Genomic DNA, 9,204 nt, shown 5'->3' on the forward strand with positions numbered 1-9,204 from the left:
AATGAATTACTTACTTTCATGGGTATATACCCCATCCCAGTTCGTGGCATCGACATTATCGATAAGGTTAGCTATTCGTTCTATCAATATACTATAAATTGTTATTGGTAAATTAGCATTTTGTTTTAATTGCGTAAACATTTCTTGAGCTTCGATAAAATTTCCCGTGAGATAATGCTCAATAGCGACTTCATGTAATATAACGTCGGCTTTTATTGCATCAGTTAAATCAGCCTCAAAACCTATAGGCTGATAAATTTCAACCGCCGTATTTTTACCTTTTACTTTAATTCTATCCATTTTTCTACAGATGACATTATGTTGAGTAATATCTTCAAAAGTGCTGCTTGACACTAAAATATCGACGCCATAATATTTAGTTAACGACTCGATTCTAGCCCCCAAATTCACCGCATCGCCAAGTACCGTATAAGCTTTACGATAGGTGGAGCCCATATCGCCAACAACCATTTCACCAGAGCTTATGCCAATACCGACACGAATAGCTGGCCAGTTTTTTTCTTTAAATTGCTCGCTTAATACTTCTGTTAATGAAATTAATTGCATGGCACTGATAACCGCGTTTACTGCATGGTTTTCATCTTCTAGCGGTGCATTCCAAAGCGCCATGATCATATCGCCAACATATTTATCAATAGTGCCTTTGTTGTTGAATATTATCGCGGTGGCTTCAGATAAGTATTCTTTTAGAAAGTCACTTAATTCTTCCGGCGTAAACTGTTCTGACAAGGTAGTAAAATCTCTAATATCAGCAAACAATACCGACATTTCTTTGCGCTCAGTTTTAAGTTCTACGCCTTTTGCTGAGCGGATCATTTTTTCGATATATGCCGGTGGTACATATTGATCAAACATGTTTTTTATTTTTTTACGATTAGCATTTTCTGAGACAAAACCAGCAGCACCATAATAAATGGTCAATAGTGTTATCAGTAAAATAACTTGAAACAGTGGCAAGCTAATTTTCAATGCCCACCAGCAATACCAATTAAAACTGATATGCAAAGCAAAGCTTACGAGACTAATGATTAAAATTCTCATTGGCCCTTGATTGGTCATTAGCATTGCCAGAATAAACCCAGTAAGCAGTAATAAAGTAAAAACAAGCGCTACGGTAATATCGAGCTCTACCGGCAGTATTTCTGGGTGAATAAGTCCTTCGAATACATTGGCATGTACTTCAACTCCAGGGTATTGCACGCCTACTGAGGTGGTTCGCAAGTCGGCTAACCCAACTGCCGACGTTCCAATAAATGCGACTGAACCGTCTAATAAATCATGTTCAACACGATCATTTAACACATCTGTGGCTGAAATATATTGGAAGCTACGTTCACGCCCTTTATAAGGGATAAATATTTGGCCTTTTTCATTGGTAGGAATAAAGTGACTTCCAAAGCTTAGTCCTTGCAGCCAAGTGGTGTCACCCGAGACCTTACTTTTGGCTTCTATATTATCAGCTAAGGTGTAAACACGTGCCGCCTCTAATGCCAATGATGGATACAACTGACCTTGGTAATTTAGTACCAGTGAAGCCTTGCGGATAAAACCATCGCTTTCAGGTACCGAGTTTATAAACCCAGCACCTGTTGCTGCAGACTGCAGTATTGATATATTTCCAAGTACATGTTCAAAAGTTGCTATTTCAGATAATTGGTCTTGTTCATGAGACCAGTCAATAACCGCATCTGGCAGTTGCCCTGAGTTTTGTGCACTATCATCAAATAAAAAACCTAATACAACTTCTGAGTTTCCGAGCGTTTCTGCAAATTCTTGATCAAAGTTAACTGAGCCTATCAACTGCTTGAGCTGCGCTTTGGATTGCGAATCGAGGTGCTGGTTTTTACTCAACACGACTTCAATGGCATTTCTTTCAGGCTCAGCAAAAAAAATATCGAATGCGACTACAACAACACCAGCATCCATTAATTTTGTAACTAGATCACTGACTTTACTGCGACTCCAAGGGTATCTACCTTGTTCGCGCATACTCTTTTCGTCAATATCGATAATGATGACTTGCTCATCAAATTGCCGTGGTTTCTCTGACAGCGTTGCTACTAAACGAGCATCATACAAAATCCCTTCAATACGCTGTAGTAGCTTTTGAACATTATCAACGCGGATAAAATTCAAACCAATGACCAAAAAGGTAATAACTAAACCGACTAAAAAACCTTTTGAGCGCAAGCTTGTGATCATTTATCGATTAACTTCTAATGGCTGGTTATTATCTTGCTTTGATAAATCAACAATCGTACCTTCTCGTGCGCAAAAAATATTTAGTTTGCCTTTGTACTCTGTTTGCAGCATTTTTTCTTCGTGTAATAACTCATTGTCAGTACGAGCGGGGTCGTGACTAATAATATATAAGCTTTTCACTTTTGCTTCGCACGCTAATCTGGCGACCTCGGTAAAGGTACTGTGCCCCCAACCCAGCTTTAAAGGTAGATCGGCTTCGATATATTGAGCGTCATGAATTAACATATCGGCGTCAGCAATAAACTCAAGCCATTGCTGCCACGAGGTATTCTTTACATCGGGTGAATTTAATTCATTGTCGGTAACATAGGCAACTTTCTTACCTTCTGCCATTAAACAATAGGCAGTGCCACCATCAGGATGGTTTAATCGTTGGGTATTAATTTTAAAGCCAGGGATTTCAAAATTAGGTTTTTTTGACTGCTCAACATGCACCGAAATATCGGCGGGTAGTTGTTGAAACTTTACCGGGTGAGTCGACCCTGACATTTGTGTGAGTACCGCACGCTTGTCATCACCATCAATTTCACCCGATACGATATCAATTTTCCTATTAATTTGAAAAATCGGCTTAAAATAAGGAAAGCCTTGAATATGGTCCCAGTGATTATGTGTTAACAATATATTGATGGGGTGTTGAGTTTTTTCCAACCTATCGCCGAGTTCAATAATGCCGGTGCCAGAATCTAGAATCACATCGTGGCCATTCTCTAGACAAATATAAACACAGGAGGTGTTGCCGCCAAAGATCAGGGTATTCTTACCCGGTGTAGGGGTAGAGCCCCTAACACCGTAGAATTCTATTTTCATAAAATCAGTTACCGCTATAGAAAAAGGTTATTTTAATGTGTAATTGCTAATATCAATATTGTTCTTTTCTGTTGCGTCTGTGTAACACTGACCTGCAACAACAAATGAACTATTGTTGAGTAAGACAATAGACTCTAGCTTTGCTGCATTTGGACAAGTCGATGATTTAAAGTGACCATTATAATCAAATGCATAATCTAAACTGCCATTGGGTTTAATGCGCCCGATCATTTTCTTTTGTTTCAATAAACTATTGTCACTATAGCCAATCACAACAATATTATTATTACTATCGATAACGGCATTGGTCACTCCTGCCTCAGCCCCAAACTCTAGTAGTGCTCTCATATCAAAAAACGCTTTGCCGTCTGTAGAAAAGCTACCATCAAGTACGCCTGAAGTGTTTGATTTAACTATCACAATTTCGGCTGATGAGCCTAAATCATTACCGATCCAGTACAAGTCATTGTTACTATCAAAAAGCAATTGCTCAACACTTTCATCAATACCCGAATTTGTATCAACCGTTACAGCATTATCAAGTGCTCCTGTTGTTAAGTATTTAGCCATTAACAGATCTTTGTCGCCACTAAGGCGATTCCCACCAGCATAAATATTGTCGATAGCATCAATAACAACGGTTATGCAATCATCAGTATTAGCACCAATAACATAGCCAGGCGTACCTAGAGTATTAAATAGCGTAGTATCAAGTAAACCTGTAGCGGTTAATCGTAAAACAAAAGCACTGGTACTGCCGCTTTCAAAATTACCTACGGCAATAAGTCTGCCTTGGCTATCGGCTTTTACTTGATTAAATTGAATATTGGTTGCACTTATTGCCGAGGTGGTATAAATGCCATTACTAGCAAAACTAACATCTAACAGGCCGTTTTGATCAATACGGGCAACAAAGCCATTAGTATCGATACCTTCAGTGACATTGCCATAAATAATAAAATTGCCGCTAGTTAGTTCAAATAGACCTTTAACCGTGGCGCTGGTGCCTATTTTTAATTGCTTATGTCCGTCGCTATCAAACGTAGTGTCTAATTGCCCTGCACTAGTTAGCCTAGTTAAAATGATATGTTGATTGGTTGCATCATCCGCAATTGAAGCAGTTAAGTATTTACCAACTTGCACGCCACTTTGTATTTGGATAATTTCAACAGCACTGTCGTCTGAATATAAACTGGAATGCGTTAAGGTGTTCTTACCATTAACAAAGTCGCCAGCAGTATTTAACAAGCCTCCTGCATCAACAGAGCTTATAATCATGTCCTTATTGCTGCCTGATTCAACATAACCTGGCAACCACATATTTTTGTTACTATCTAAGCTACTTGCTTGGGCATAAGCGTTAGCCCCTGCATAATCGACTATTTGATAACCACCAATGCCGTAACTTGTATCTATTATTCCATTAAGGGTATCGTCGACAGCATCAAGTAAAACACGCGTAGCAAATGGCTGGGAATTACTGCCATCAAATAAGTTACCAGTTAAATACAGGTCATTATCTACGTATTTATAAACGTAACCAGTAAATTCACTAGTGCCATTGCCTGAGACGCCATCAACATCTAATATGGCAATTCCGTTAGTACCAAAACCTGGCACATAAGCGGCGTAACTATCGAGTTCAATAATAAATGCATCTTGATCACCATTAGCTAAAACTGTTGAACCTGCGATATGCGCGGTGTGATCTGTGAGTGTGTCATTTTCACCATCAATATCACCTACTTTGTCATCTGCACCGATCCCACCTACATCATATGTCACTGGAGTACTGTTATTAAATTTCAGATAATTACCATCAGCATTTTTTGGATTAAATATCCAAGCAAAAATATCATAATCGCCATCAGCCGTTAAAACATTACCTGCAACCATAATTTCCAAATTATGCGGGTTATATAACGCGATGCCTTCATCGTCTAGATTGTCACCAGTGACATCTAACATAACATGTGGCGAATATACGACGGGTGCCATTGCAATGGCGTCATACATAATAGAGGTTTGAAAGTTACCATCTTTACCCATGCGAATGATCAATAAATCGTCGTCAGTTAACCCCTTAACTTTACCAACTGCAACTACTGTTTCAATTGTAGTAAATTCATCAGACTGATCGATAGGTAACACAATATCAACTGCATCATTTATGGTTAGCACTTTTTTCTCGGTAGTACAGCGTAAACCATTATCAGCAAAGGTTGTAACTACATCACCTGCACTATCAACTTTCAAAAAGCAAATTTCAGTATAAATACCATCATCCCGATCAATTACAAGGTATAAACCCCCTTCAATCTCGACAATGGCTTTACCGTAATCCTGAGCACCTAAATCAAATGATTTTTTACCATTTGTGCCAAAAGTTGTATCCAGAGTACTATCGTCGTTATAGGCTACTACATAAGCATCTTTATCTACATTATCGATACTGCCAATAAAGTAAACTTTACTACCTACACTTACTGACTTGTTAAGTTGAGGCTGGGTTTTAAATCCAGTTAATTCTAACGAGCCAAAAACCGTGCGACCAAAGCTTGCTTCTTCGGTTATTGCTGCATCTCCAAGTATATCAATGATATCAATGGTAACTGTAACATTGCTAGATTCGGCAATTGGGGTGCCATTGTCAGTAATAGTTACAGTTAAGGCATGTTGGATACTAGTTTCAAAATCTAAAGGATTAATACCTTTTACTGTGATAACTCCGCTTGATGGATCGATTTGAAATAGGCTAATGTCGCCAGAGGTAAGTGAATATATCAGTGGGTCACTCTCTATATCGCTCGCGCTAATTGTGCCAACTACGTCACCATCAGTTGCTCCTTCACTAATGCTAAAAGTATAAGAGTCTAAATCTGGAGTAGGTGCATCGTTTACCGCTTGAATATTGAGCGAGACGGTAACAGTTTCGCTTACGCCGCCTTTACCATCAATCACTTGATAAGTAAAAGTGTCCGCGTCAATTCCATTAATATTAAGGTTAGGAATATATTGGAACGAACCATCACCATTGACCGTTAGAAGGCCATTATTAGTAACACCTGAATCTAACGTTACCGTTAAACTATCGCCGTCAACATCGCTGGCACCAGTTAACAGGTTATTATCATCAGTGGCTAACTTGGTCAAAGTCATATCTTCATCGAAGGTGAAACTCTTCGTATTACTAACAACTACAGGAATATCATTAACAGCATTAACGATTAACGTTACACTCGCCTGTGCAGTGCCACCTTTGCCATCACTAATCTCATAAGTAAAACTGTCTTGACTGAAAAAATCAGCATCAGGTATATAAGTGAATGAACCATCGCTATTCAAGGTTAATGTACCATCACTAACACCCGAAATTGGCGTGGTATTAACGGTTAACACGTCGCCATCAGCATCGGTATCATTACTCAGTAACTGATCACCATCAGTAACAGCTCTAACCCATGTAAAGTCTTCAGCAAAACTATAACTATCATCCAGAGCGACAGGCAAATCATTAACCGCATTAACCGTTAAGGTAACACTTGCTTGTGCCGTGCCACCATTACCGTCGCTTATCTGATAAATAAAGCTGTCCGTGCTATTAAAATTAAGATTAGGCGTGTAATTAAAAGCGCCATCACTATTTAATGATAACGTGCCGTTACTCGTCCCTGACACTAGAGAAACCGTTAAGGTATCGCCATCAGCATCGCTATCATTATTTAATAGGTTATTGGCATCTGTGGCTAAGATACTCAACACAATATCTTCGTTAATACTGAAGGCATCTGAAACGGCTATAGGAAGGTCGTTAACTGCGCTAACAGTTAACGTAACATTACCTTGCGCCTTACCACCATTGCCATCTACAACTTCATAGGTAAAACTGTCTGTGCCATTAAAGTTGAGGCTTGGGATATAACTAAAAGCACCATTGGCACTTAAGGTTAAGCTGCCATTATTAACATTTGAAACGGGAGTTGTATTGATTGATAAACTGTCTCCGTCTGCATCACTCGCACCACTCAGTAAATTATCGATATCACCCACTAACTTAGTTAAATTTGCATCTTCAAGTATCGTGAATATTTTATTTACTATTATTTCAGGTACATCATTCAGTGCAGCAACGGCTAATGTAACACTCGCTTGAGCCGTGCCACCATTACCGTCTGTTATTTGGTATGTAAAGCTATCGATGCCATTAAAATTCAGATTAGGAATATAAGTAAACGAACCATCACTATTAAGCGTTAAACTACCATTAGTAACGTCCGACAATGGCTTAGTATTTACGGTAAAGTTATTGGTATTAACATTGACAACTGGAGTGGTATTAACCGTTAAGGTATCACCCTCAATATCACTATCGTTACTTAACAAGTGGTTATCACTGCTAGCTAAAACTCTTAGCACAGCATCTTCACCTAGACTATATCTGTCATCAACAGCTATTGGTGCATCATTTATAGGTAAAACAGTTAGCATGAGTGTGCCTGAACTAGGCGCATTAATGCTATCCGTTATAGTATAGGTGACGGTGATATCACCAAAAAAGTTTAGCGCTGGCTTGATATCAAGTTTGTCATTTACAATCACTGCTGTGCCATTTTCTAAGTTGACTGAAATGATAGCAAGCACATCGCTTTCTGAATCAGTATCATTTGCCAAAACATCAACCGTGATTTGAGTATCTTCATTCGTTGTAGCTATGTCATTAACCGCTACAGGGACATCATTTAAAGGTATTACCGAGATATTAACATTAGCAGTATTGGTCAGCCCTGTGCCACTGATCACCTGATAAGTAAAACTATCAACCCCATTAAAGTCAGTGTTGGGTAAGTAACTAAAACCGCCATCAGCAGCTAACACTAAACTACCATTTTGCGGAGCACTTACAGGGGTTGTGTTGACAGTTAAATTTGAGTCGTCAAAGTTTACATCATTAATTAATAAGCCATTTGAACTGTCAACATTCAACTCAATATCTTCTTGAGTTTGATAATTATCATCTAAGGCGACCGGTATATCGGCGGTAGGATTAACCTTTATTGTGACAAAAGCCTGTGCAACTAAATCAGCCGAATTTCTTATTTGGTATTGAAATTGATCAACACCAAAAAAGTTACTATTAGGGATATAAGTAAATGTGCCATCTAGTGCTAAATTTAATTGTCCGTGTTGTGGCTGAATAAGTAGCGTTTCTTGTAATTCAAATGGTAAATCATTCGGATCACTATCATTAGCTAAAACACCTAAATTAGCTGAGGTTATCACCAGTGTGTTGTCCTCATTGACGATATAATCATCATTCAGCGCGATAGGTGGTAAAACATTACCGTTAGGTAATATAGTCACGGTTGCCGTAGCCGTGCCACCTTGGCCATCGGTAACTTGATAAACAAACTGGTCATTTTCAGTTAAAACACCAGAAGATTGATAAGAAAAACTGCCATCCGCATTGATTGATACAGTACCAAACTGTGCAGGCGTAATAGGTGTAGTTGATACAGTTAAATCATCACCATCTATATCTGAATCGTTGTTTAATAAGTTGGTGTTATCGGCAACAATGTTGCCATTTACATCAACGCCATAGGTATCATCTACAGCAATAGGGTTGTCATTAACAGATAACACTTCAAAAAAAACAGTGGCTTCTGCCGTTGCACCTTCAGCATCGATAACTCGGTAACTGGCACTATCACTACCATGGAAATTTAACCTCGGTACATAGGTAAAGTTACCGGCGTCATCTTGCGTTAATGTGCCATTAAAAGGCGGTAATAAAATACTGTCGATTATTAATGCTAAGCCTTCAGGATCAAAGTCATTATCCAGAACATTAACAGTTAGGGATTCGTCTTCATTAACTTGATAATTGTCATTGTTTGCCACAGGAGGCAAGTTAGTTATACCGCCAAGTTTAGCTAGGCTATAAGGCACTGACTTCCCACTTTCACCACCATTATCGATACCAGTAACACATATGAGCCTTATTCCCGTCAATAGGCAATAGGGTTTTATTTAGCTGCCGTTAGGCAGCTAATTGTTCATTCAATTCACAAGTTCATCTACTTCGCTATGTCAATTAGCCATTAAACAACG

Annotated in this window: 3 protein-coding genes; all 3 read right to left on the bottom strand. The window is 38.8% G+C overall.

The genetic code is table 11. The annotated features are described in order from the left end of the window. Window positions 1-6 precede the first annotated feature (6 nt). From H4J50_RS09070 to H4J50_RS09080, 3 genes are read right to left on the bottom strand one after another with little or no spacing between them, the layout of a single operon-like run. Window positions 7-2,223, bottom strand: coding sequence for a CHASE2 domain-containing protein (locus H4J50_RS09070; protein ID WP_182255861.1), 2,217 nt, complete (start codon window positions 2,221-2,223; stop codon window positions 7-9). Then, entirely contained in the window at window positions 2,224-3,093 is an 870-nt protein-coding gene (locus H4J50_RS09075; RefSeq protein ID WP_108456855.1) for an MBL fold metallo-hydrolase, read from the bottom strand. Between the two features lie 27 nt (window positions 3,094-3,120). Beyond that, the gene (locus H4J50_RS09080) at window positions 3,121-9,042 is read right to left on the bottom strand and encodes a tandem-95 repeat protein (RefSeq protein ID WP_182255863.1); all 5,922 of its coding nucleotides are present in this window, start codon (window positions 9,040-9,042) and stop codon (window positions 3,121-3,123) included. Window positions 9,043-9,204: the final 162 nt, after the last annotated feature.

It is taken from the genome of Colwellia sp. 6M3 (genome assembly GCF_014077595.1).
Lineage (GTDB): Bacteria > Pseudomonadota > Gammaproteobacteria > Enterobacterales > Alteromonadaceae > Cognaticolwellia.